18 protein-coding genes and 5 pseudogenes are annotated in these 22,652 nt (G+C 53.2%); 11 read left to right on the top strand and 12 right to left on the bottom strand.

Annotation, left to right across the window (positions count from 1 at the left end):
* Nucleotides 1–301, bottom strand: a pseudogene (locus tag JMJ16_RS53055) (hypothetical protein); the annotation flags it as partial.
* 355 nt (nucleotides 302–656) lie between these two features.
* Here JMJ16_RS53055 and JMJ16_RS53050 point away from each other — a divergent pair.
* Nucleotides 657–2,063, top strand: coding sequence for a hypothetical protein (locus JMJ16_RS53050; protein ID WP_201394754.1), 1,407 nt, complete (start codon nucleotides 657–659; stop codon nucleotides 2,061–2,063).
* Nucleotides 2,060–2,926 carry a hypothetical protein gene (locus tag JMJ16_RS53045; RefSeq protein WP_201394753.1) on the top strand — a complete coding sequence of 289 codons (867 nt, stop codon included), beginning with the start codon at nucleotides 2,060–2,062 and terminating at the stop codon, nucleotides 2,924–2,926. The genes JMJ16_RS53050 and JMJ16_RS53045 overlap by 4 nt, the downstream gene beginning before the upstream one ends.
* A gap of 436 nt (nucleotides 2,927–3,362) precedes the next feature.
* On the opposite strand, the gene JMJ16_RS53040 is transcribed toward JMJ16_RS53045, so the two are convergent.
* A complete protein-coding gene (locus tag JMJ16_RS53040) occupies nucleotides 3,363–4,271 on the bottom strand; it encodes an aminotransferase class V-fold PLP-dependent enzyme (RefSeq protein WP_201394752.1) in 909 nt (302 codons plus the stop codon).
* 44 nt (nucleotides 4,272–4,315) lie between these two features.
* Between JMJ16_RS53040 and JMJ16_RS53035 the strand changes: the two are divergent.
* The 3 genes and pseudogenes from JMJ16_RS53035 to JMJ16_RS53025 all read left to right on the top strand — a co-directional run.
* Nucleotides 4,316–4,855, top strand: a pseudogene (locus JMJ16_RS53035) (LysR family transcriptional regulator substrate-binding protein); the annotation flags it as partial.
* Between the two features lie 857 nt (nucleotides 4,856–5,712).
* A complete protein-coding gene (locus tag JMJ16_RS53030; RefSeq protein ID WP_201394750.1) occupies nucleotides 5,713–6,333 on the top strand; it encodes a helix-turn-helix domain-containing protein in 621 nt (206 codons plus the stop codon).
* Nucleotides 6,324–6,770 (top strand): VOC family protein, encoded by a 447-nt coding sequence (locus JMJ16_RS53025; RefSeq protein ID WP_201394749.1) that lies wholly within the window; start codon nucleotides 6,324–6,326, stop codon nucleotides 6,768–6,770. The genes JMJ16_RS53030 and JMJ16_RS53025 overlap by 10 nt, the downstream gene beginning before the upstream one ends.
* 23 nt (nucleotides 6,771–6,793) lie before the next feature.
* Here JMJ16_RS53025 and JMJ16_RS56385 read toward each other — a convergent pair whose 3' ends face one another.
* The 4 genes from JMJ16_RS56385 to JMJ16_RS55775 all read right to left on the bottom strand — a co-directional run bounded on the left by JMJ16_RS56385 (nucleotide 6,794) and on the right by JMJ16_RS55775 (nucleotide 8,025).
* A complete protein-coding gene (locus JMJ16_RS56385) occupies nucleotides 6,794–7,132 on the bottom strand; it encodes a hypothetical protein (RefSeq protein WP_255553352.1) in 339 nt (112 codons plus the stop codon).
* Entirely contained in the window at nucleotides 7,116–7,418 is a 303-nt protein-coding gene (locus JMJ16_RS56380) for a transposase (RefSeq protein ID WP_255553351.1), read from the bottom strand. The genes JMJ16_RS56385 and JMJ16_RS56380 overlap by 17 nt, the downstream gene beginning before the upstream one ends.
* Nucleotides 7,419–7,519: 101 nt before the next feature.
* Nucleotides 7,520–7,792: a hypothetical protein gene (locus tag JMJ16_RS55780; RefSeq protein WP_236602229.1), complete on the bottom strand. Its 273-nt coding sequence runs from the start codon at nucleotides 7,790–7,792 to the stop codon at nucleotides 7,520–7,522.
* The gene (locus tag JMJ16_RS55775) at nucleotides 7,789–8,025 is read right to left on the bottom strand and encodes a hypothetical protein (protein WP_236602227.1); all 237 of its coding nucleotides are present in this window, start codon (nucleotides 8,023–8,025) and stop codon (nucleotides 7,789–7,791) included. Before JMJ16_RS55775 ends, JMJ16_RS55780 begins: the two co-directional genes overlap by 4 nt.
* Before the next feature lie 432 nt (nucleotides 8,026–8,457).
* Here JMJ16_RS55775 and JMJ16_RS53015 point away from each other — a divergent pair, with 432 nt between their 5' ends.
* Complete coding sequence (locus JMJ16_RS53015; RefSeq protein ID WP_201394748.1) at nucleotides 8,458–11,391, top strand: extracellular solute-binding protein; 2,934 nt, start codon at nucleotides 8,458–8,460, stop codon at nucleotides 11,389–11,391.
* Nucleotides 11,392–11,447: 56 nt separating this feature from the next.
* On the opposite strand, the pseudogene JMJ16_RS53010 reads toward JMJ16_RS53015, so the two are convergent.
* From JMJ16_RS53010 to JMJ16_RS53000, 3 genes and pseudogenes are all read right to left on the bottom strand, one after another.
* Nucleotides 11,448–13,080 (bottom strand): annotated as a pseudogene (locus JMJ16_RS53010) (AAA family ATPase).
* Between the two features lie 545 nt (nucleotides 13,081–13,625).
* Complete coding sequence (locus JMJ16_RS53005) at nucleotides 13,626–14,096, bottom strand: IS630 family transposase (RefSeq protein ID WP_255553350.1); 471 nt, start codon at nucleotides 14,094–14,096, stop codon at nucleotides 13,626–13,628.
* Nucleotides 14,097–14,144: 48 nt separating this feature from the next.
* Nucleotides 14,145–14,342: a ribbon-helix-helix protein, CopG family gene (locus tag JMJ16_RS53000; protein ID WP_201377430.1), complete on the bottom strand. Its 198-nt coding sequence runs from the start codon at nucleotides 14,340–14,342 to the stop codon at nucleotides 14,145–14,147.
* Nucleotides 14,343–14,414: 72 nt separating this feature from the next.
* On the opposite strand from JMJ16_RS53000, the gene JMJ16_RS52995 reads away from it, so the two are divergent.
* On the top strand, nucleotides 14,415–15,542 hold the full coding sequence (locus tag JMJ16_RS52995) for an RNA-guided endonuclease TnpB family protein (protein ID WP_201394746.1): 1,128 nt from the start codon (nucleotides 14,415–14,417) through the stop codon (nucleotides 15,540–15,542).
* A gap of 108 nt (nucleotides 15,543–15,650) precedes the next feature.
* Here the strand turns inward: JMJ16_RS52995 and JMJ16_RS57830 are convergent.
* The 3 genes and pseudogenes from JMJ16_RS57830 to JMJ16_RS52980 all read right to left on the bottom strand — a co-directional run.
* Nucleotides 15,651–16,042, bottom strand: a pseudogene (locus tag JMJ16_RS57830) (helix-turn-helix domain-containing protein); the annotation flags it as partial.
* Between the two features lie 351 nt (nucleotides 16,043–16,393).
* Nucleotides 16,394–16,570, bottom strand: a pseudogene (locus tag JMJ16_RS52985) (aldolase); the annotation flags it as partial.
* A gap of 51 nt (nucleotides 16,571–16,621) precedes the next feature.
* Complete coding sequence (locus tag JMJ16_RS52980; protein ID WP_201394743.1) at nucleotides 16,622–17,479, bottom strand: NAD(P)-dependent oxidoreductase; 858 nt, start codon at nucleotides 17,477–17,479, stop codon at nucleotides 16,622–16,624.
* Between the two features lie 397 nt (nucleotides 17,480–17,876).
* Here JMJ16_RS52980 and JMJ16_RS52975 point away from each other — a divergent pair, with 397 nt between their 5' ends.
* From JMJ16_RS52975 to JMJ16_RS52960, 4 genes are all read left to right on the top strand, one after another.
* Complete coding sequence (locus JMJ16_RS52975) at nucleotides 17,877–19,277, top strand: ABC transporter substrate-binding protein (RefSeq protein ID WP_201394742.1); 1,401 nt, start codon at nucleotides 17,877–17,879, stop codon at nucleotides 19,275–19,277.
* Between the two features lie 81 nt (nucleotides 19,278–19,358).
* A complete protein-coding gene (locus JMJ16_RS52970) occupies nucleotides 19,359–20,342 on the top strand; it encodes a carbohydrate ABC transporter permease (protein WP_201394741.1) in 984 nt (327 codons plus the stop codon).
* A gap of 73 nt (nucleotides 20,343–20,415) precedes the next feature.
* Nucleotides 20,416–21,387 (top strand): carbohydrate ABC transporter permease, encoded by a 972-nt coding sequence (locus JMJ16_RS52965; RefSeq protein ID WP_201394740.1) that lies wholly within the window; start codon nucleotides 20,416–20,418, stop codon nucleotides 21,385–21,387.
* Between the two features lie 32 nt (nucleotides 21,388–21,419).
* Nucleotides 21,420–22,625, top strand: a complete 1,206-nt coding sequence (locus JMJ16_RS52960) for an enolase C-terminal domain-like protein (RefSeq protein ID WP_201394739.1) — start codon at nucleotides 21,420–21,422, stop codon at nucleotides 22,623–22,625.
* Nucleotides 22,626–22,652: the final 27 nt, after the last annotated feature.

The raw sequence follows: 22,652 nt of genomic DNA, 5'->3' as shown, positions 1-22,652 counted from the left end.
CGTTGACCCCCGTGAGCACCTCATGCAGCAGCTCACCCGTCCACCCACACGCATCGGCTTCAAGCCAGAGTTGTTTGAGTGCGCGCTCTGTACGTTCCATATCGGTACTGCCCACGATGGACGCGGTGGCGAGACGCTGCTGCAAACACGCCTCCACTTTTTCCAAGAGCGCTGCAATCACCTCCTCCGAGAAGAGATGGCTCATTCTCCACGTGTGCGCCAGGGTAATGGCGCGCTTCCAGGTCGTGCGTTCTTCCGCCCACTCCTCTTCAAATGAGGCATAGGGCAGCGTGGGAGGCACTGCGCATGGGCCAGTTCATGCAGGAGTGTCCGCAGAGCCTGTTCCTCGGATATCTCTGAGGAATACCAGACCCATACATCATGAAGAACTTCGCCCACTATTGGGTGGTTTTGCTCTTCCCTTTTTAACCAGCTTTTCAGTACACTAAGAGCAGGTCGTGTGGCTCTCGCGTTGTGCCTCCCTACCCCTACTATTCTCCACGGCCAACACACGCGTGAGGGCCACACGATCTCATACTAATGAAAGGTAGACAGAACGACATGATCAGTAAAGCGCGCCTCCTGCTATCCTCACCTGCCCTGAACATTTGTATCATGCACCTCCAAAAGAGATGCAAGGGCGTGAAGAGCAGCTGATGGCTCTGAGTATGCTGCATCTGGTTCCTTTTGCATTACAGGAGCAAGTGCAACAGTTATTCGGGTCACACGACCGGCGCTGTCTCAAGGGGCGGGCGTTTCTGAACCAGTGGCTTCGGGTGGCGAGGATCGAGCAGATCCCACTTGTCCCTCATGAGCCTCCTCATCCCGTTGCGGTGCTCACGATCCAGAACCTTCGCGCGTTTTGTATCTCGCCCTCGTCAGCTTGGCCCTGGTGCTATGACAGCACTACAAAATATCTCTCGGTGTTACAAGCGGCAGGCCTTCTCTATAAAGTAAGACAGCCCAAAGGGGTGGGGACTACCTATTATTTTCCCCTGACGTCGACGCCCTGTCTGCCCGTTTGTGCCGAACAGGTGCAGCAGCTCACGCGTCGACGCAAAAGTGTCAAACGTTCGCGTGCGCTGCAACGGGTTGTAGTGTGTCTTGAGGAGACTACCTGCGTCGAGAGTGCTCACGATGGAAAGGAGGTAAGCGACATGAAAACCGGCCCAGGGTATCTGAGCCTGGTCCCACCTCCACAACACGAACAAGGAACACATGAGATCCCTTCTCTGACCACGCAACAACAGGGCAAGCCATCTGGCAAAGAAGATCAGGTGAGACGGATAGTTGAGCGCCTGACGGTGACGATGCAGTCCTATGGGATGCGTCTCACTCCTGCCATGAGAGCATCGATAGCCACTATTATCTGGGAGGAACTGACACACCCAACGCAGGAGGCCTCATCACAACTGCCCGAGGAGCGGGAGCCGGTTTCTTCGTTCTCCGGAACACAGACGAAACCAGCAGGTACGGTGATGCATCATGATCGAACGATGATGAGACGCCAAAGTCGACGGTTTCGAAGCAGGTCGAGGATCTTCTTCCACGATCCTCGACCTGAATGCGAGAGGGGAACTCCAGAGGAAAACCATCGGCCTCAACCTACGGCATCGACGTGTGTGGAGCAGGGGAGATATGCTGAGAAACCGTCGACTTCTGTGGAAGACCGTCGACCTGGAGGAAATACCTTAGTGCTTGAGGGAGAACGTCGACCTCAAGCCAAACCGTCGACTTCTGTGGAGAACCGTCGACCTGTGGTGCAAGAAACCGTCGACTTGGACGGTGCACAAACGCAGACCCAGGAGGCCCATACGCGTACATGCGCGCATGCGCGCGTTGAACTCACTTCTCTCACTAATCATCAATTACCAAAAAAAGAAATAGATGATAAAAGTGAAGATGAAGTGAGAGAACAGGTCTTACAAAAAAACAGGTCGACGGTTTGGTGCGTACCGGAGAGCCGCAAGGTCGACCATCGGTTGACTGTGTCCATAGAGAGGTCATTGATGAACCATCCCCCACTCCGGCTTCTCCAGCGCAAGAGGATGTCTCTCTTGTGACCACCAATGAAGAGAGTGATGGTCCTTTTCGTTCACTTCGAGATCAGGTGGTTGCGATGAAGCGTGTGTATGAGTCGGCGACCCATGAGATGCTGGAAGCACTGGCTCTGGATTACTCGGAGCGCTTCAGTGAGACGAATGGGAAGGTCGGCGTCTACCTCAAGCGTCTGCGTGAGCGCCCGGAGTGGCTACATGTGGCGGCAGTAGATGCCCTGGTGCGCACCTGGTTTCCTGATCCTGGACGTCGTGAGGCTCGCTTGGGGGGAGGATGGGTGATCAAGAAATACCGTGAGTATGTGGAGGGGCAGGAAGAGCCTCCCGCCGAAATGGTGGCCTGGGCACAGTGGATGTTGAATGGTGGGTTGACCTATAACCACCTGGAGTGGGTGCTGGAAGTTGCCGCGCGCAGTGGAAGCATCACGCCAGGTGAGGGAAAACGCCCACTTCCCCACGAGGTGATCATCGAAACTGGACGGTTGCAGGAGTTTTGGGCCGAAGGCGGTGCACAAGGCTTGGAGCGCTCCGGCTATCTCTTTGTGGATCTTGACGGAGACTTCTTTACCCCACAGGACTACGAGGGGTATCGTCAGGTGGCGGTGAATGAAGTGCTTTTCGCCCCATATGACCCCAATGATGCAGAGGTGATGTATGAGATACAAACGTATCTGGCCTGGGCTGAGTCTCAGCGGCTTCCTGTGGAAGAAGAGCAGGCCCTCCTCACCAATTTGCCGCGCTCCCTGGTGCAATGGGTGAGTGCTTTGGGCAAGCGTATTGATACTGATCGCTATAGCATTGGTGTCCGTCTGGCTCCTCGAAGCCGTCGACGCGTCATTGAAATCATTGAGAGCGCCAATCCAGCATAGGTCTGGCATCTGGCCAACCAACAGCAGATCCTTGCGTGGCTTGAGTGGTATGCTCGCTCAGCGTTTGTTATGCCTAAACAGGTGAGTGAAGAAGTCACTCTTTTGGAGAGGACGTGGCGCTTTACTGGATGATATATCTTATAGTCGAGAAGGCAGGAGAGGAAGCTTGGCCGAAGGGTGAGGAGGTCTTGCCATGATGCTGTCTTCTTTCTTTCCGCTTCCAGAGGGGCGAGAGGAAAACCCAGCACAGAGAAGTGCAATCCCGTTTTTCTTCAACAGAAGAGCATCTTGAGGTTGGGCTAAGATCCTAGCTCAACCTCAAACCTGCGTGTCGATGGTGTGCTGCACTCGTGATATTACAGAAAATCGGGCTTGATTCGCGGGGAGTCACCACACCAACATATCTTTTCGATCGCTGATGAGACCGCATCTTCTGCTAAAGGTTCCTTTGGCGTGCATATTCGATCTCCTCCAGCAAGCATTCAATATCCGACTCATTGGTATGGAAACTGGTGATGCATACCCGCAAGACGCGCTCCTGTTTGCCCAACACGACGTCTGAGATCCAGACATGGCCACGCTCATACATGGTTTGGAGGATCTCGCTTGTCGAAAGCAGCCCCTGCTGGATGTCTGGATGCGTAAAACAGATCACTGGCAACGTCGTTTCATTGACCACTTCCCAGCCGAGTTGGTGCAGCCGTTCACGCAAGTAATCACCCATCTGTGCTTGGTACTCGATCAGTTCCCCATAGCCGCTCGTTCCCAATTCCGCGAGGGCCATGAAGACCTTGAAGCCGATAGCACGACGCGACCATTGAGCTATCGTCGCGTAGGGATCGACCGTGTCATCAGCGATCGCATTGGGCATATAGGAGGCGGTAATGGCAAAGGCGCGTTTGATCGCCTCGGGATGTCGGCAAAAGAACATTCCTGCTCCCATGGGCACACTGAGCCATTTGTGGGCATCCCAGGTAATTGAGTCTGCTCGCTCGATGCCTGCTACTCCTCCTTTGAGTCGCGGGGAGAGCACAGCGCTGCCACCCCAGGCTGCATCGACATGGAACCATATTCCGTGCTCTGTAGCGACTTCCGCCAGTTTTTCCAGGGGATCGACGATCCCCGCACTCGTGGTCCCGGCAGTCCCCACGATCATCAGCGGGTGCCAGCCCGAGACACGATCAGCATCGATACGAGACTGGAGGGCATCGATATCCATCATCAAACGGCTATCCGTGGGAATCTCGCGTAGCGCATCTGTGCCCAAGCCAGTCATCCGCGCCACCTTCACGAAGGAGTGGTGCGTCTCACTAGTCAGGTAAATCGCAGGCCGGCTTTGTCGCACGAAGAAGCCCGTTTCGCTCCACTCAGGAACGTGCTGAGCAGACGCACCCCAGGATCACCATCGCGTTGCAATCTGGCAACGAAGCGTCGATTGTGCAAGCTGTTAAAGAAGGACAGTGCGATCTCGGCCTGATCCTGGACCGTCTTTCCGTGGACCCGGAAGTGGTGTGTCTTCCATTACGCAAAGAAGAGTTTGCCATCATTGCTCGGCCAGACTCTCCCTACAGCCACTTGTCGGAAATGAGCGTACAAGAACTGGCACACGCGCGTTTGCTTCTCACTGAAGAAGGGTGTACCTATCGGGCCTTCTTACTCCAGGCACTCCGCCAGTGTGACACTCCGCATCAGGTGGTCTGTGAGTTTGGCAGTCTCGAAGCCATCAAGCAATGCGTCATGTGTGGCCTGGGCATGGCGTTCTTACCGTACATGACCGTGCAGGAGGAAGTAGCACAGGGCAAGTTGCAGGCAATTCCGTTCACATCCCCCAGCAATCTCTATACTCAGGTGATTTACCTGGGAAGAAAGTGGAGATCTGAGGCGTATCAGAGCTTGCTGGATCTGATGGGATCTGCCCTTCAGCAATGATTGGGCACTGTTGATATCGTGACGACTCCCCACGCATGAATGCGGGGGCTTCTCAGGAGGCCGAAGCTTCCTGAAGGCTCCGTCCGAGCCTATGATGTGTTGCTCTCTTGGATGAAAGGCGGCTTGTGGGCTCTTAAAGACCTTTCGAGAGGTACAGGGACACTTGTACGCAAGCATTTTTACGCAAGGACGCGAATTTACCTTGCAACCCAGGAAACACTTTTCATTTGTGTATGTACAAAAATACTTGTTCTAGTCTATCGGAGAAGAGTGAGTATGTCAATACGGGTGTATCCCCCACAACCCTATCCACCAGAAAAGGACTCGCTTGTATCCCCATGCCTGAAGGCAGGGGTCTTCCGCTCGGTCTGATAAATAAGCTTTCTGACAATTTTTGGATTTTCGAGGAAACGACGCATTCGGGTGAGATAGATTTTTATAATGGGTTTGCCCCAGAATATCTATCTATTTATAACCCATCCAAACTATTTATTATATTAATGAACTAGTACATGAAGGCTCAAATAGCTCCACGATCAGGAAAGAGTCCGGTGTAGAATACCGACTCAACACGTAGAGTGCGCATTTTGCACTGACTCTTTGCGGGTACAACCTTGAAAACAGGACCAAACCCCAGTATGCTACGAGTGGCTTAAACTTGTCCCACCATTCGGGAGATTCGTGGACAACCCTTAAAGAAACGTCGATTTTTTACAAGACTCCTGGCGAAGTTCTCTGGTATGATCTCTCTCAGAACGGCTACACGTGAAGACACCTCTCTCCAAGTGAAAACAGTGGTGTGAGAAGCTCTTTACAAAACTGGTTCTTGTAGAACAGGCGACGAGGTAAGATGCACGATGGAAAGATCTGGTACAGTTCATCGAAAACAAATGTCACCGCTTGATCAACAGACGATACCGCTGACTGTCCCACGTGATGGCATCTGGCTCCGCCTTGCCCTCACCTTGGAGGGAACGGTACGCCGCAGTTCTTCTGCCAGGCACATCCTCTCCTCGCAACAATTTAACGCCGCGCGAACGCGTTGGACCCTTGCTGATTTGACCTTTCTGCCAACTGCTCTCGAATTGCTTTACAACACGCAAGGTCAAATACGTATGAGCGCACTTGCTACCAACTGTGGTCTCTCCTTGCGCCAATTTGAGCGACGATTTAAGCAGCGCATAGGCGCATCGCCGAAGGTATTCGCTCGTCTCCTCCGCTTCGAGGCATTGCTTCACTCATTGATACAAGAACCAACCTCTTCTCTCGCTGACGCCGCTTCCCATCTTGGCTATCAAGATCAAGCACATGTCATCCATGAATTCAAACTATGGGCAGGCTGTACGCCAACGGCGTTTCTCGCCCAAGCAAAACAGCGGGCAATGCGAGGACCTCTCATTCCTGATCCTCGCCCTGCTCATACGCCCGTCTACATCATCTGGAAAAAGAAAGAAGGATCAGAAGAAGGATGTCCCTAACAGAGCAATCATTTCAACTTCCCTGGCATGGGATTCATCACATTGCCTTACTTACAGCGGACTTGGACGCGACGATTCGCTTCTACCGAGACGTGTTGGGGATGCATACCAGTGAGATCGCCCCGTCCAAAGAGGGACGCGGCAGGCATTGTCTCATTTTTGTCAAACCAAATGACGACAACGTCTGGGGCTTCCATTTCTTTGAACGCCCGATAGCAAAAACAACGCTCGGCGCTTCAGACACGCATCCACAGAGTTTCGTCCCCCATGTTGCCCTGCGGCTCCCAGATGGAACTGCCGCCCACGCCTTACGCGAGCGTTTGAACGGCGCTCATGTCTCCATCACAGATATTCCTGAATTGGGATCATTTGTGTTTTTTGACAACAATCAACTGTGTTTAGAAGTCACATGGCCCAAAGGGGAAAGTGTCTCTTAGATGAAGAGGCTTGTTTGAAACATTCATCGGTATGACACGATGAGGAAGTCAGGGGTGTACGTCCACTTTATGGGCTTAGCCATTGCCCCATTGTAATAGGCCATAAAGGCCAGCATCTGGTCACGCAAGTCATCGAGCGAGGTGAAGTTACCGCATTTGAGCAGCTTGCGCACCAGAATACTGAGCCAGATCTCCACCTGATTCATCCAGGAGGCATGCTTTAGGGTGTAATAAAACGCGACTCGATGCGTGGGGTCGTGCAAGAAAGCGGCCCGGCTGGCCATCGAACGAAGAATGCCTCTCTTGCCTTTCTTGCCCAGAGTCGTCGGTTCAATGCCTTCCAGATTAGCAATCCATCGCACGAGGGCTTCTGAACTGCGTATTTAAGTTATCCATCATCACATGCCAACGTTTGACCTCTGGCGCGCTTTCCACCAGCCGTTTGAGATGCATGACACAATCCTGTTCCCCTCGTGTAGGACCCCAGGAGGGTTCGATCACCTGGCCGGTGGCGACATCGAAATTGATGAACCAGGACAAGGTTCCATGCCGGATATATTCAAACTCACGGCGTAGCACATGGCCTGGCTGCATAGGCAAATCGGGATGTTTGCGTTCCAGAGCTTGTACCCCGGTCAATTCATCCATGCTGATCGTGCGTTCTCCTTGTTTGGCTCGCTCTGCGGCTTGGGCATAGACCTGGCACCCCTCTACGATTTTCTCCTCCCGCTGGGGGTCTTCTTCCTCGGTTAGCCAATAGCGGAACCGATGCGGTTGAAAGCCCCCTTTTTCAGAAGCCGAGCCGCATGCCGGGAAGAAATCTGCGTGACGATCCCACGCGCCTTGAGTTCATCGGCGATCTCTCGGCCTGTCCACTGGCTGATGGGGCGGCCTGTTTTCGCAGGGGCCTCGCAGGCCAAAGCCGCCATCTGAGCACGTTTGCTCCGCTGTAAACTTGGGAATCGCCCCTGGACGGGGAGCATCCCGTAAGCGTTGGGCAACACTCCCTGGTTTCTGCTCATCTTCCTCTTGATCCATCTCTTGCCCACTTGCCCAGCGATCTCTTCACAGACGCACCGTATCGACGTTGATACCCAACTCGCGCAATCTGCGCATTGGAAGAGCCTTGTGCCGCTGTCAGAATGATGCGCGCTCTTAGCACCACTTGTCGTTCGCTTCGATGACGCTTCGTCAGCCGCGTCAATTCTTCCTGCTCTTGCTCACTCAACTGAATCACTGTCGCTCGTTTCGGCATCGATATGGTGATCTCCCTGCTCTTTTCCTCCTATTCTATCATGGATTCTTCAATGCCTTAATGTACTAGTATGTAATTGTCAAGCATTAAAGGCGTAAATACAGGGCAATCGCATCTAAATTTTTAAGTGGCCTCTAGAGGGCACCTGCACAGCAGAGCTTTAAAATCTAGCACGTTATGACATGGCTTGTAGAGCCAGTTCCAAAAATTAGATGCGATTGCCCCGATCATTTTTCGAGACTATCCTACACTCGAAATCGGGTGTGATTTCCATCGCCAACAAACTAGCGGTAAAATCGAGCAACTATGCCAGCACCGATGTTGAGTGTAGTAAAGGAACAATGATATACTATGAATCTCGACCACTTTTTCGCTGAAGAGAAAAGTGATACTATTTTCAACGTTGGAACAGTAAATAAGGAGCAGTGCGCGATGAAGCCAAATCTTCACCTGAAAAAGGAACGAGAGTTGCGGGGATGGTCTCAGGCGAAAGTTGCCAGCGAAATTGGCGTTGAACCTCATAGCGTAAGCCGCTGGGAGCGTGGCGTATCCCACCCCTATCCATTTTATCGCGAGAAGCTCTGCACACTTTTCGGCACTGATGCCGAAACTCTGGGCTTCCTTTCCAATATTGATAGCGAGGAGCCGGGCGATTTCGCTCTGGTTGACCCCTCGGCGCAAGTAGTATCGCCAGACCGGAGTTATCTCTTTGATCCCGCGATACCTCTACCGCTTGCTCTCCCAGGAGAACTGGTAGGTCGCTCAGCTCTGTTCCATCAGCTAAAACAACGCCTGCTGGAAGGGAAAAATACCGGCGAAATAACGCTGCTCCAAGGCTTGCCCGGCGTCGGTAAGACGACATTGGCCTGCGCTCTTGCTCATGATCCAGAGATCAGAGAATGTTTCCATGCCGGCATTCTGTGGGCTAGTGTAGGGTCTACGCCAGATGTATACAAACATCTGGCACGCTGGGGTACATTGCTTGGATGCTCTCTTGAGCAGAATTATCAGCGTGAGGACTGGGCAGAGACAATTCACGTGCAGATGGGCCAGAAATCCCTATTATTCATTCTTGATGATATCTGGGATATCGAGACGATACTCGAGCTCAAAGTGGGTGGGAACCATTGCGTCTATCTCATTACATCGCGCTTACCACAGGTGAGCAGGCATTTCGCGCGTGAAAATGTCTGGATGGTCCCAGAACTAAACGAGCAGGATAGCATAGCTCTGCTTGAGCACTTCGTCCCCACTCTTACAACGCATCATGTTGATATAGCTCAGAAGCTTGCCTATGTTACTGGTGGGCTTCCTTTCTCTCTGGCTCTAATTGGAAAATATTTGCGGGCACAGTGCACAAACGACCAGCCGCATCGCCTGCATACTGCGCTCAGACAGGTGCAGAACAGGATTTTTCGTTTTCGCTTGAGCGAGCCAGCTTCTCTCGTCGATCGCCATTCGTCCCTACCGGCTGGCACGCCACTCTCGCTCTCCGCCATCATTGCACCGAGCGAGTACCGGATCGATAAGTATGAACGAGAAGCCTGGCAAGCGCTTACGGTCTTTCCAGCTAAGCCCAACACTTTCTCAGAAGAGGCTGCGCTTGCGGTCTGTCAGTTGCCGCTTGCGATTCTGGATGGTTTGAGTGATGCGGGATTATTGGAAAGTCCTGAGCCACACCGCTATCAACTGCCACAAACGCTCCATGACTATGCTCAAGCGCAACTAATAGATATGTATGATGCTACTCTGCGTTTTGTTTTCTATATAGTACATTATGTGGAAGAGCATGCGACAGATTATGCGGCACTGGACCGAGAATATTATAACATCCTCACCGCCATCGAGCATGCGCAATTGCATGCATTGAAGACAGAATATATTCGTGGTGTGATTGCTTTTTCCTCCTTCCTGCTTCTCCGAGGTATGTACGAACTGGCTCGAGAACTGCTCTTACAAGCGTACCACTGGGCGCAGGCTCAACAGGATATCCCCCATATTCAGTTGCTGCTTATTTATTTATTCCAGGTGGCGCGCGAGCAGAATCAGATTCACCAGGCGGAAGTCTATCTGCGCGACGGTTTGCTGTATGCACGGCAACAGGCCGATGAGACAATGATCAATTATTTCCTTACCAGTCTAACAGAAGTGCTAGAACAGCAAAAAGAATACGATCGTCTCCATGACTATGTTACAGAGGGGCAGGGAAGCAAACTACAATTGCTTTTTAAAACCTGGCCACTCACGCGCTATCAGGTCAGAAGCAAGGCCATGATTGAGCGCAACTTTGTCCATTTTACTGAAGCACAGAAGCTATTGCAGCACGGTGTACTTGCTGATATCAATGAGTTTTTTCAGACCTGGAAATACGCCAATAGTGTTCATCCCACGTATCTCAAGATTGTCATGGGACCAGATCAACATATCTATGGTCTTCCGGCAGAAGCCTATACGATGTGCCTGGTTTACAATCGTCGCCTTTTTCAAGAGGCCGGGCTCGATCCTGATCAGCCTCCCACCACCTGGGAGGAACTGCGCGCGATGGCCCAGCAGTTGACCCATCGACGGCGGGGATGCTATGGATTTGTTGAGACAACGACCAACAATATGGGAGGCTGGCACTTTACCAACTGGCTGTATACAGCAGGAGTCGAGCCGCAGTACTATCAGAATGGAGCATGGAAGACGGCTTTCAACGATGCGCGTGCAGTCTCTTTCCTGGAGATGCTCAAGAAAATGCGCTTCCAGGATAGCTCAATACCCAGCCAGGCCTTGCTCAGTTCGCGTGAAATCGAGTATTTGTTTAGCCGGGGCCAGGTCGCGATGATTGTCGCGGCTCCCAACATTATCAGGACACTCTCTAAAGATGGTGTAATGAATATCAATGATATTGGTCTGGCCGCGATGCCCCAACATGGTGGCAATGCCTGCCTGACCGGAGGCACGGTGCGGGTCTTTCATGGTCAGTCATCGTTCCACGCCATCAGGGCTGCATTTGAGCAGATCCTGGCCGAACACTTCGACATTGATAACTATGAGGCCCGCCTGAAGGCCCTGGCCCCCCACGAAGTTATCGGCATACCAACTTCCTCACTATTCGCGGGCAAGCTTCAACAACAGCTAGAGGAAATTACGGCGAAATATGCCAATGTTCCCGTCGAGAACTATCGATCGTATATCACAAGCAAGATCACGCCCAGAACCGAGCCACCGATTGAAGCCCAGAAATATTATGCCTTGATCGATCCCGTGCTTCAATCTATCCTCACCAATCCGTGGGCCGATCCGCAGAAATTGCTCGACGCAGCTACACAGCAATTTCAGGAGCAGGTGCTGGAAAAGCTTGATTTTCCACATCATGATTAAGACTGCGTGATTTCCGGGACGCGCTTGATGCGTGGGCCGCTGAAGCTCCCCGCGCGCTAAAGCGGCGGGGGTTCCAGAGGTTCGTCCCACGCTTCCAGTCCTTCCCACCGAAGCAGGAAGGCTGGCTCTTGTGGTGGTTCCCCTGGACTTTTGGGCAGGCGCGCTCCGGCTCTGGGGATGCCAAAGCTTCGGGGCAGTCTCTGCCCCTCTTTCGCGCGTTGGATGAGACGCTCGTGTGCTGCCCGCAGGCGCGCCTCCGCACCTTCCCAATACCACTGGTATCAGGCACACGAGGGAGTGGGATCTGCTGGATCAAGGTAGGCGGCCAAAAAGGCCGAATACAGGTCGCGTTGCACGGGACCTATGCCGCATTTGCAGTGATGCCACCGCTGGGAGAGCGGCTTCTTGACCTTCTGGGCACAGCCGTGACACCATTGGCTCAGCGCCGTCGCGCGAGTAGGGACTTCTACCAGGGTGCCGCCCGTGCTTGCAACGGTGCGCTTCAACAACTCCACAAACATCCCTGGAGCTCGCAGTCCCACGCTCTTGCCAAACTGCTTCTGCCATGCCTTGTAGGAGATCTTTTCGATGATGATCGTGTTGCCTAGCGCGACCACCTCATGGACCTTGCGGCCATGCAGGCTCTTGCGGTGCGCTGCCAGCTTGCGCTCTTTGGTCGCTTTGCGTCGTCTGGTCGCCTGATAGCGTTTGCTCTGTTTCCAGCGCAGCTTCTTGTTGCCCTGTTTCTTGATGCGCCCCTTCTCATCGTAGTGCTCGGGATTGGCGGCTCTCCTCTGCCGGTCCATCTGCCGCTGCAAGCGGCGAATGGCCTTGGCATCAGGGGCCAATTCCGCGCAGAACATCTCGAGGCTGGCCTCCCCTTCCTGGAGAACGAGGGCCAGGGGCGAGGGTCCAAGGTCGGCTCCAACAATGCCCTGGCCAACCTTGTGCTTGGGCTTGTGGTGGGGCTTGCCCTCCAGGGCCAATTGCACAAAGTAGCGGTCGCCTTAGGCATCAGCTCCGGCCGCTTTGGGGCTGCTGGCGGGGCGTTGGATGAGGCGGGCGTACTTGATGCGGTGCCTCAGGCCATGGGCCACTACCTCATCCTTCCAATCGATGAGGACGGGCAGCTGGTCTCCGTTCCAGAGCACAATGCCTGCGTTGCCTTCTTCGGGGGCTTGCAAGACAAAGCGCAGGCTTGTATCGTTGCGCTTATTCTCAATGCTGGAGAAGCCACGTCCTCGGCTCTTGAAGCGGACGCGCCTGGCCCACACAGACACGGTTGAGGGCGCGATAGGCCCGGCTGGCCAGGGTCTGAGCCAGCACCGCCTCGATGTGCTCGGCAATCCAGCCCACGCGTAGCCCTTTGACCGCTTCATGCAAAGCGGCCTCGGTGAAGCCATGGGCTTTGCGCAAGGCGGAGAAGGCGGCCGCCCGCTCAGTCTTCTGGGTGCGAGGAAGGGCACGGGCCTCTTGCCAGGCGGGGTCAGCTCGCATGCGGCGCAGCCGCTTCTGTCCTTCGGAGAGGATGGCATTGTAGAGCTGACGAGCGGCTTCCAGGTGGGGGCGCAGGCGGGCGGCTTGTCCTGGATCGACGACCAGAGGCAGTTCCAGTAGAAAGGTGGGCGTCGCCGGTCGCTTCTCCTGCTGTTTCTTCGGTTTCCCCTGTCCCTGGCGTTTCTTCGGCATCTTCGCTCCTTCTTCGAACGCATCCGTGATCTCGATCCACTGACCTCTATTCTACCAGAGAGAGTGGAAGAACACAAGTTCTATGTACCTGTTTCCTGCTCTCTTTCCCCCTCATCCAGCAGAGGCTGCGATTCATCCCCGGCATGAATGACCGGGGCGAGAAAGCCCCGGTCTCTGTAAAAACGCCGAATTCGTCACGGCTGGTGCTGGAGAATTCTGAGACAATCGCCCCTTCATCGCCCGCCTGGAACCAATGGAGGGTGTCAGGAGGAATTGTGTATTGCTCACCAGGGCGCAGTTCAATTTCGTGGAAAACGGTATAAACGATGATCTGCAATCCTGTGCGTTCAATTTCACCCAGGTTAAAATCGACGATCTCGATTGCGTTCTGTTCGCTGGATGTTAACGCTGTGCCTTGCTCGGTCAGAAAACGGGCGGCTTGCGCCCGTAGTGCGCGGATCTGGCTTTGTTCTAGTACTCAGTCCAAGTTCATGCGAAGGGTAAAGGCGTTTGAGCTTGATACGAGCATCGTCAGTGGTAAAACGCTAATTGATCTTGGGAGCCTGGCTATTGCGATCTTGCTGCCACGCACCCACCTGCTGTTCAAGTTCCAACGGTGAGCCAATGCGTCGGTTCAAACATTGACGAGCAAGCGTACTGAGTTCGATCTCTGCCATGTTGAGCCAACTGCCATGCTTGGGAGTGTCATGGATTTCCAATTCTTCACACAATCGGCGTGCCAGAGCCGGAGCGAAGGCCTCATACAACGAAGCCATCGTATGGGTATTCAGGTTATCCATCACCAGCACCACTTTTTCGGCCTGAGGAGAGTGGATCTCGATCAACTCCCGTACAAAGGCAGCCCAGTCGTGCTTCGTGCGGCGTTGGGTCACCTGAACCTGTCTCCACCCCGTGAGTGGCTCGCAAGCCAGAAACAGGTTGCGAACCCCTTCGCGATGGTATTCGTTATCCTGTTTGGCGTGGTTTCCTGGTTGGCTGGGCAAGGGATCACGCACCTCGCTGAGCAGTCGTTTACAGAAAACGAGCCAGAAAGCCCCTGTGATTTATCCAGGGGATGAATGGCTCTTCCTTGTCTGGGGCGTGGGTGGAGTTGGCTGGTAGGTTGGATCATCCCATGCCAAATAGGCATCTAAAGCCCGGCGTACTATTTCCGCTTCAGGTAAGTTCTCCTCTCGACTTTTTCTCTCTAATCGTTCCACCTGTTTCTCAGTAAAGTAGATATTTTTGCGTGCTCGTACCATGATCTACCTCTCTTGACTACATCACAATTGTGATGTAAAATATACCACTGGAAACGAGAAGGAGCAAGAGGGATGCTGATCTACGAATACAAACTGGATGGCAACAAGGCTCAATATACAGCCATTGATGAGGCTATCCGTATCGTGCAGTTCATTCGCAACAAGTGCCTGCGTTTGTGGATGGACAAGCATGCGAGCAAGAATGATCTGCAATGCTATTGCGCTGTTCTTGCCAAAGAATTCCCCTTTGCTTTTTCTCTCAATTCTCAGGCTCGGCAAGTGGCTGCTGATCGGGCATGGGCTGCCGTCTCTCGCTTCTATGACAACTGCCGTAACCAGAAACCAGGCAAGAAGAGCTATCCACGTTTTCAGCATGATAACAGGTCGGTCGAGTACAAGACGACCGGGTGGAAGCTGGACTCGGACGGCAAACATATTACCTTCACCGACGGATGCAACATCGGTCGCTTGCGTCTGATCGGCAGTCGTGATCTCGCCACCCGCCCCATCCCTGACATCAAGCGTGTTCGTCTCATCCGGCGTGCCGATGGCTACTACTGCCAGTTTGCCGTCGTGGCCGAGCGGCATATCGAGCATCTTCCCTCTGGCAAGCAGATTGGTATCGATGTTGGCTTGAAAGCCTTCTCTACCGATTCTGAGGGAGTCACCGTTGAGAACCCTCGCCACTATCGCAAAGCAGAAAAACGCCTCAAACGTTTGCAACGTCGTCTCTCTAAGAAACAAAAGAAGAGTCAGAATCGAAAGAAGGCTCGCAAAGCCGTTGCAAAAGCCCACTTGAAAGTCCAAAGGCAGCGTGAAGATTTTGCCAGAAAGCAGGCAAACGCGCTCGTCTCGTCTCACGACTTGATTGCCTTTGAAGATTTGCAGATTCGCAACATGGTCAGAAATAGGCACCTTGCCAAGAGCATACACGATGCTGGATGGGGGCTATTTCTGGCTTGGGCCAAGTACTATGCGGCAGCACATGGTATCCCTGTCATTGCTATCCCGCCACACTCCACCAGTCAGAATTGTTCAGCCTGTGGCACGCTCGTCAAGAAGAGCTTGAGCGTGCGAACTCACATATGCACAGGTTGCGGCATCGTGTTGGATAGAGACCACAACGCCGCTATGAACATTTTGCAGAAGGCTCTCAGTCCCGTAGGGCATACGGAAACTGATGCACCTCTGAGTGCATAAAACGCTTCTGGACAGGAGGGCCTCTACTGTCTCTCAGTAATGGGAGTGAGCAAGTCGCCTGGATGAAGGAAGAATCCCCCTGGATGTATCCGGGGGAGTGTCAATGATCTCATCCAAACAGATTTGGGGAAACCGCTCATCGTAGGGTCGTTGATACACGCTCAGCACATCTTCCATGGCTGCGACAAAGGCAGCGTTGGCTTTGGGTGGGATGCACTATTGCTTCTTGAGCCAGGGCTTGAGTTCGTTTTTTTGAGTGTGGTACGCACGGTTTCATGGCTCACCCTCTCGACGATCTCCAGTTCCACCAGTTTGTCTGCCAGCAAGCGCAATGTCCAGCGAGCCCGCCCGTCCGGAGCTTGGTGGCAGGCCAGGGCAATCAGATGGGCTTCCTGTTCCCCGGTAAGCTTGCGCTTCTCTGGACGCTCCGGTTGGTTTCGACGTTCGACCGCGGCTGGGATCCCTGCTTGCAAAAAGCGGGTTCTCACACGCCAGATCATGCTCTCGACAGCGCCAAAGGCTTCTTGGATTTGCTTATTGGACCAGTTGGGGCCATACTCACCAGCGTCCACCTTTAACAAGATCTGGGCATGTAAAATCTGGCGTGCGGGGGCACAACCGGCTTTGATCCGCTGCTCTAAGATCTGCCGTTGCTCTCGGCTCAAACAAATGATATGCTTTTTCATGAGGGTCTCCTTGATCGTCTTTTTTGGTTTAAGATCTACATTCAGGGACACCTCATCTTTTTTCTCCTTTCCAATCAACTTTGACTGAGTACTAGCATGGATGCCCTTCTTTCAATATTGCTCAATATTGTTTAAGCTATACTACCATATCAGACCCCACCCTTGGCCGGGGCTCAATTGAATGGCGTCAGGGTTGGCTGCGACAAGCGTTGCCACGGCCATATCCATATGCTCGATCCCGGCCAGAAACGTTCCCTCGTTAAAGAAGCCGTGGTCGATTGCTACATCAAAACACTTCCCATCCGTGCCAAAAAGGCGGCGAAACCTCGGTAAAATCGGCATGCTTTATTCCTTTTGTTAGAAGTGGAACGAATATTACAGGTGAAACAAAAGTTAGCTATTTTTCAGGGCTTCGGACCAGGAATAGGAAGGGTGGTAGCCAAGCAACTGGCTAGCTTTTTTTCCATCCAGGAGCGACCAGCGTCCTGGCCGCACGCCGTCACGCCGGGGGACATCAGGATAGTAGCGATCAAGCAGTTCGTCGGTGGGCAAAAGAGACATGGTATCCGCGGCAGTAATAAAGAAGGGCTGATGCCCCTCAAAGTTAGCTGTAAGAGCAAGCAGACAGGCTTGGGCAACATCGCGAGCATCGACGTAGGACCAGAGGTCGCGTATACCACGATCAGGATGTTCGCGTGCTCTATCTATGACCATATGATATTTTTCGCGTTCATCTGGACCTACAACGGTTGAAAGGCGCAGGCTGGCAACGCTGCCACAGCCGCGACGACAATACGCAGCGGCAATCTCTTCCCCAGTAGCTTTTGAAAGGCCATACGAATCCTGTGGGAGAAGCGGATGCTCTTCATCAATGGGGAAATAATATGGTTGAAAGCTGCGCAACTGGAAAGGAAAGCCGAGAGCTGAGACGCTGGAAATATTGACAATACGCCGAATACCCAGATTTGCCGCAGCCTCAAAGACATTAAACTGGGACAGAACGTTGTTGCTATAGACAACATCTGCTGGCGCATGATGCGGCGAGGGCAGCGCGCCTAGATGAATAACGGCGTCTGCCCCAATCAGGGCAGTATAGACATGGCCGAGATCACAGAGATCCGCGAGCACCAGGCGTATGCCAAGCTGGGAAGCTTTTTTGTCCAGACCAATAACCTCGATCCCTTCGGCTAGCAGACGCGGCACAATCGCCTGACCAATCGCGCCACTAGCACCAGTAATCACCACTTTCATAGAATGATACCTTTTTCAGCTTCTTCTTTTTTAGGTTGCAACATCGCTGGCTCACCCTCGAATGAGAGCGGCAAGACGGCAGGAAAGGGAAAGCAAGGAATTCCTTTGCTATCTCCATAGCTTAACCAGAGAGTCAGATCGGGACAATAAATTTCTCTCGCCAACTACTGAACATCTCCAATAAGCTATGGCCCCGACGCGAGGCTTCTCGATCGTGTTCAGTAGTTGTGCTGTACTCGACCACATATGTTCATTCCTTTCTGAGGAACCGGTATGTTACAGTACAACGTAAGGCAGGGATATCACCTGAGTGCTTGCCCACAAGGCAGGCCGGTAGTACCTCGCGACCGGTGTATGGCCACTCTTTACTATTTTTCCCAAAGGAGAGAAGAATATCATGGGCTTGGAACACTTCTACAAACATCCTGTGAACCGGAGGACATTTCTCCGTGGCTCGGCACAAACATCCCTGGGTCTTGTTGCGGGAGGGAGCATCCTTGCTGCCTGCGGCGGTGGTACCGGCTCGCCCGGCACCGTTACCACCGTTAAAGTTGCCAGTATGCCCAGCAAAGCCTCCGATCCTAAAAGCTATGCTGCCTGGAATTCCTTTGCTACTGCCTGGGCCAAAAAGAATCCCGCGTACAAGATCGTCGGTATAGAAGGTGGATTCGATTCCTCAACCTTCTATACACAGTTCGCGGCAGGTACAGCACCCGACGTTATCCATACCTTCTTTACTGAATCCCAGAAAATGATAGAGAAGCGCGTGGCGACGGACATCACTGACTTATTTCAGAAATCTTCTTACGCCAGGATTTTTACCTCGGATGCGCTAGCACTCATCAGCAAACAGAATCATCTCTATGGCCTGCCGTATGCTACCTATCGCTTATCGCTGATGTATAATCGTACGCTATTTCAGCAGGCGGGTCTTGATCCCGCGAAGCCGCCGCAGAATTGGGCGGACTTCCGCGACTATGCTAAACGTGTAGCGGATAAGACTGGTGCAAGCGGTTTTGTCCTGCCCGCTGCGGGCAAACAGGGCGGATGGAATTTTACCAACTGGCTCTATAGCGCGGGAGGCAGGGTTGAAACTACCGTCAATGGCAAGGTCAAAGCGACATTTAATGACAAAAATGGGCTCGCGGTCCTGCAACTCCTCAACGATATGCGCTGGACCGACAAATCGATGAATGCCCAACAGGCAAGCTTTAAGGCGACGGATTGCGCCAACGCTGTCGCGACCGGCAAAGCCGCGATGTGTATTGGCTCTATCAACACACCTGAAACCTATTATACGGACAAGGGCAGCATCGATTTTCTGGGTATGGGTCCGATGCCGCAGAAAGATGGTATTGCGCATGGCGTGCTCACGGGCGGCAACCTCTGGATCTTTAATTCAAAGTCCAGCGCGACCGCCGTTCAGGGCGGCTTAGATTTTATCGCTTACAAGACCTACGACCTGGGCGTGTACGAGGATGATCTTAAAGCGAAAGTTGCCGATGGAAAAGCAGTGGGTTTTCCCGATACGGCCATCTTTAGCGGCGATTATCTGAAGCAGTTGAGTGATATCACCGAGAAATATGCCAACGTTCCGACGCAAAACTATACTGCTTATATGCAGGCCAATCCGCCCATTGTGCCAGAGCCCGCGATCGACACTCAGGTCTATTACAGCCTGCTCGACCCGGTTCTTCAAGCGGTCTTTACCCAACAAAATGCGAATCCACAGCAGTTGCTTGATGATGCGGCTTCAACGTTTCAGTCGCGCTATCTCGACGTTGACGCGCCAGCCTAAGATGGTGAGCGCTTTTCTCTTCTGCATTTTTCCTCTGGATGCTTGCTTCCAGAATGGGAACCTGGAGTTCAGGAGGTATGTATGGCGGTACAAAGTCGGCAGCATACGGGTGAGTTTGCGCGTTCGTCTCCACGTCAGTACACTGGGGATACTGGAGCGCGGCGCAATCGCTTGCGGCGTGCGGTTATGCATAATGTGACGGGCTATCTCTGGTTGGCCCCGGCCATTATTTTCTTCACGCTTTTCGTGGCAGTCCCTATCGTTAAGGGACTGCTATTTGCCTTTGAGCGCGTTGATCTAATTAATCCGCCGAGCTGGATTGGCTGGGCGAACTTTCACTATGTGCTAACAGACCCACTCTTCTGGCTGGCCTGGCGCAACAGTCTGCTATTTCTGGCCTATGGGCTGGTCTTTGGCTATCTGGTGCCGGTGATTCTGGCGATTATTGTCAATGAATTGCCGTTTGGGCAGGGCTTTTTTCGCACCCTTTTCTATCTTCCGGCGCTTCTGCCACCGGTCGCAGGCTCTTTCTTGTGGAAATGGATCTTCATGCCGTCGGGCGGGCTGGTCAATGCGTTTCTTCAGTTCTTGCATATTCCCGCGCAGCCGTTTTTAAATTCGACGAGCCAGGCTCTCCCTGTGCTGCTCTTCATTAATATCTGGGGAAGTTTCGGCGGGGGCATGCTGCTCTATATCGCGGCTCTGCGCGGCATTCCATCTGAGCTCTATGAGGCGGCGGAGATCGATGGTGCCAATATCCTGCGGCGCGTCTGGCATATCACGTTTCCGCAGATCCGCTTTCTGATGCTGATCACTTTGATTACTCAGATCATTGCAGCCACCCAGATATTCAATGAACCGTTTTTGTATACCCAGGGTGGGCCAGTGAATTCGACAACCACGGTGGTCTTTTTGATTTACAACTATGCCTTTACAGAAAACGATTTTGGGGCCGCTGCCGCGCTCTCGCTCATCCTTTTTCTGGCACTGGCGAGCTTCTCGATCTACTATCTCTACCTGATGAGGCGCAGCCTGGGGCTTGTGGGGCAGAAGACTTCTCGCTGATGAGGGATAATAGCGCGCCATCGCCAGGGTTTATTGTCTGACATGCATTTGTAAAAGAAGGAGCGTTCTTGCTATGTCTCTGCAACCGCTGACTGGAAACGATACGCCGACCCTACCGGTCAGGGAACAGCCACGGCGGCGCTTTCCCTGGGCTGCTGGCGAACAGGAAGGCAATGAGCGTGGGCTTATCTCTTCGATTGAGAGACGCAATCCGCTGGTACGCGCCGGATACGCAGGCATTTTGCTGTTGCTGCTGATAATTCTCTTTACAATGCTTTTTCCGGTCTACTGGCTCTTTACCAGTGCGCTCAAGGGACCGCTGGAGATCGCGCAGAATCCGCCGACGCTCTGGCCGCTGCATCTCGATTGGAGCAACTTTGCCGCGGTCTGGAACGCCGTTGACTGGCTGAAAGCGGTGCTGGTGACGCTGATACTGGCGCTGGGAAGCTGGCTGCTGGGCACGTTTGTCTCGGCGACGGCGGCTTTTTCTTTCTCGCAGATCAGGCCGCGTTTCGCCAATATGCTGCTGCTACTGTTTATGTGCACGCTGATGATTCCTAATATTGTGCTGCTCATTCCACAGTATGCCAATATTCTGGATGTGCCCATTTTTCACTGGAATCTCATCAACACACCATTTGCTATCTGGTTTACCAATGCCTTTGGTGCCTGGCATATTTTCATCTATAAACTGTTCTTCGATCAGGTACCGCAGGACTTAGTCGATTGTGCGCGCCTGGAAGGGGCAAAGCAGTGGACGATCTTCTGGCGGTTAAGTCTGCCGTTGATCAAGCCAGCGATCATTGTCGGGCTGATCTTTACATTTATTAGCGACTGGACTGCTTTTATCTGGCCGCTACTGACGCTGCAAGGCTCCTGGTGGCAACCGGTCAGCCTGATTCTCTACCTGGATGTGCAGACGATGACGCTGCCACAGCAGATTGCCGGTGGCTGCATTGGCGCAATCGTGCCATTTGTCCTGGTCGCTGTTTTCCAGAAGCAGATCGTTAAGAGCAACGCTGCTTTCGCCGGCATTAAAGGCTAAGCAAGACAAACCTTGGAAAGATTGTTAAACCTATGACTGACCTTACAATTCGGAATGTGCGCATAATCCTCACAATGCCGGATGGCGCGAATCGGCTAGTGATTGTCAAGCTTGAGACCAGCGAGCCCGGCCTGTATGGTCTGGGGTGCGCGACGTTTACGCAACGTCATCTGGTGGTGCGCACCGCGATTGAAGCATATCTCAAGCCTTTTCTCATCGGGAAAGATCCGACGCGGATCGAAGATCTCTGGCAGACGATGGCAGTCAATGCTTACTGGCGCAATGGGCCGGTGCTCAATAACGCGATCTCCGGTGTTGATATGGCGCTGTGGGATATTAAAGCGAAGCTCGCGGGAATGCCGTTGTATCAGTTGTTTGGCGGCAAGTGTCGCGAGGGTGCAGCGGCCTATGGTCACGCCGATGGGCACGATGAGGTTGAGGTGGCCGACAATGCACAGGCGTTGATTGCGAAGGGCTATCGCTATATCCGCTGTCAGGCCGGTGGCTATGGTGGGAAAGCCCCAGTCAGGCACTCGCCGGAAAAGAGTCAACCAGGCATCTATTACGATTCTGCCACTTATGCCCGCAGCATTCCGCGCCTCTTTGCCTATTTGCGCGAGCATTGCGGCGACGAGGTTGAGCTGATGCACGATATTCATGAGCGGCTCGCGCCCGGCGATGCGATCCGTGTGGCAAAACAACTGGAACCCTATCGGCTTTTCTTTCTGGAAGATCCGTTGCCACCCGAACAGCTTGAGTGGTTGCACATGCTGCGCCAGCAGAGCGCGACGCCAATTGCCATGGGCGAGCTATTCAACAATCCGCAGGAGTGGGTTTCGCTGATCAGCCGGCGCCTGATCGACTTTATACGCGTGCATATCAGCCAGATTGGTGGGCTGACGGCGGCCAGAAAGTTAGCCATTCTGGCCGAAACGTTTGGTGTGCGCACAGCCTGGCACGGACCAGGTGACACGTCTCCGGTCGGGCACGCCGCCAATCTCCATCTCGATGTGAGCAGCCATAATTTTGGCATTCAGGAGTGCGGCGGATTTCCTGAAGCGGTTCGGGAAGTCTTTCCTGGCTGTCCTGAAGTGCGTGGTGGCTATCTCTATCCTAATGAGCGGCCTGGGTTGGGCATCGATATCGATGAACGGCTGGCGGCAAAATATCCATGCGACGATAAACCATATGCTGGCATCCCCATTCGACTTCCTGATGGCACGGCGACGTATCCGTAGGCAAGCAGTTTTGTTGTGGTTGTTTCC

This window comes from Ktedonobacter sp. SOSP1-52 (assembly GCF_016587395.1).
Note: the sequence above shows the minus strand (reverse complement) of the source record. Positions and strands in the feature narration are given on the sequence as shown.

Bases quoted from the DNA above. Each gene is read 5' to 3' on its own strand.
- JMJ16_RS53050 (WP_201394754.1), top strand. From the start codon at position 657: ATGGCTCTGAGTATGCTGCATCTGGTTCCTTTTGCATTACAGGAGCAA.
- JMJ16_RS53030 (WP_201394750.1), top strand. From the start codon at position 5,713: ATGGAAAGATCTGGTACAGTTCATCGAAAACAAATGTCACCGCTTGAT.
- JMJ16_RS53025 (WP_201394749.1), top strand. From the start codon at position 6,324: ATGTCCCTAACAGAGCAATCATTTCAACTTCCCTGGCATGGGATTCAT.
- JMJ16_RS56380 (WP_255553351.1), bottom strand. From the start codon at position 7,418: ATGGATGAATTGACCGGGGTACAAGCTCTGGAACGCAAACATCCCGAT.
- JMJ16_RS55780 (WP_236602229.1), bottom strand. From the start codon at position 7,792: ATGAGCAGAAACCAGGGAGTGTTGCCCAACGCTTACGGGATGCTCCCC.
- JMJ16_RS55775 (WP_236602227.1), bottom strand. From the start codon at position 8,025: ATGCCGAAACGAGCGACAGTGATTCAGTTGAGTGAGCAAGAGCAGGAA.
- JMJ16_RS53015 (WP_201394748.1), top strand. From the start codon at position 8,458: ATGAAGCCAAATCTTCACCTGAAAAAGGAACGAGAGTTGCGGGGATGG.
- JMJ16_RS53000 (WP_201377430.1), bottom strand. From the start codon at position 14,342: ATGGTACGAGCACGCAAAAATATCTACTTTACTGAGAAACAGGTGGAA.
- JMJ16_RS52995 (WP_201394746.1), top strand. From the start codon at position 14,415: ATGCTGATCTACGAATACAAACTGGATGGCAACAAGGCTCAATATACA.
- JMJ16_RS52980 (WP_201394743.1), bottom strand. From the start codon at position 17,479: ATGAAAGTGGTGATTACTGGTGCTAGTGGCGCGATTGGTCAGGCGATT.
- JMJ16_RS52975 (WP_201394742.1), top strand. From the start codon at position 17,877: ATGGGCTTGGAACACTTCTACAAACATCCTGTGAACCGGAGGACATTT.
- JMJ16_RS52970 (WP_201394741.1), top strand. From the start codon at position 19,359: ATGGCGGTACAAAGTCGGCAGCATACGGGTGAGTTTGCGCGTTCGTCT.
- JMJ16_RS52965 (WP_201394740.1), top strand. From the start codon at position 20,416: ATGTCTCTGCAACCGCTGACTGGAAACGATACGCCGACCCTACCGGTC.
- JMJ16_RS52960 (WP_201394739.1), top strand. From the start codon at position 21,420: ATGACTGACCTTACAATTCGGAATGTGCGCATAATCCTCACAATGCCG.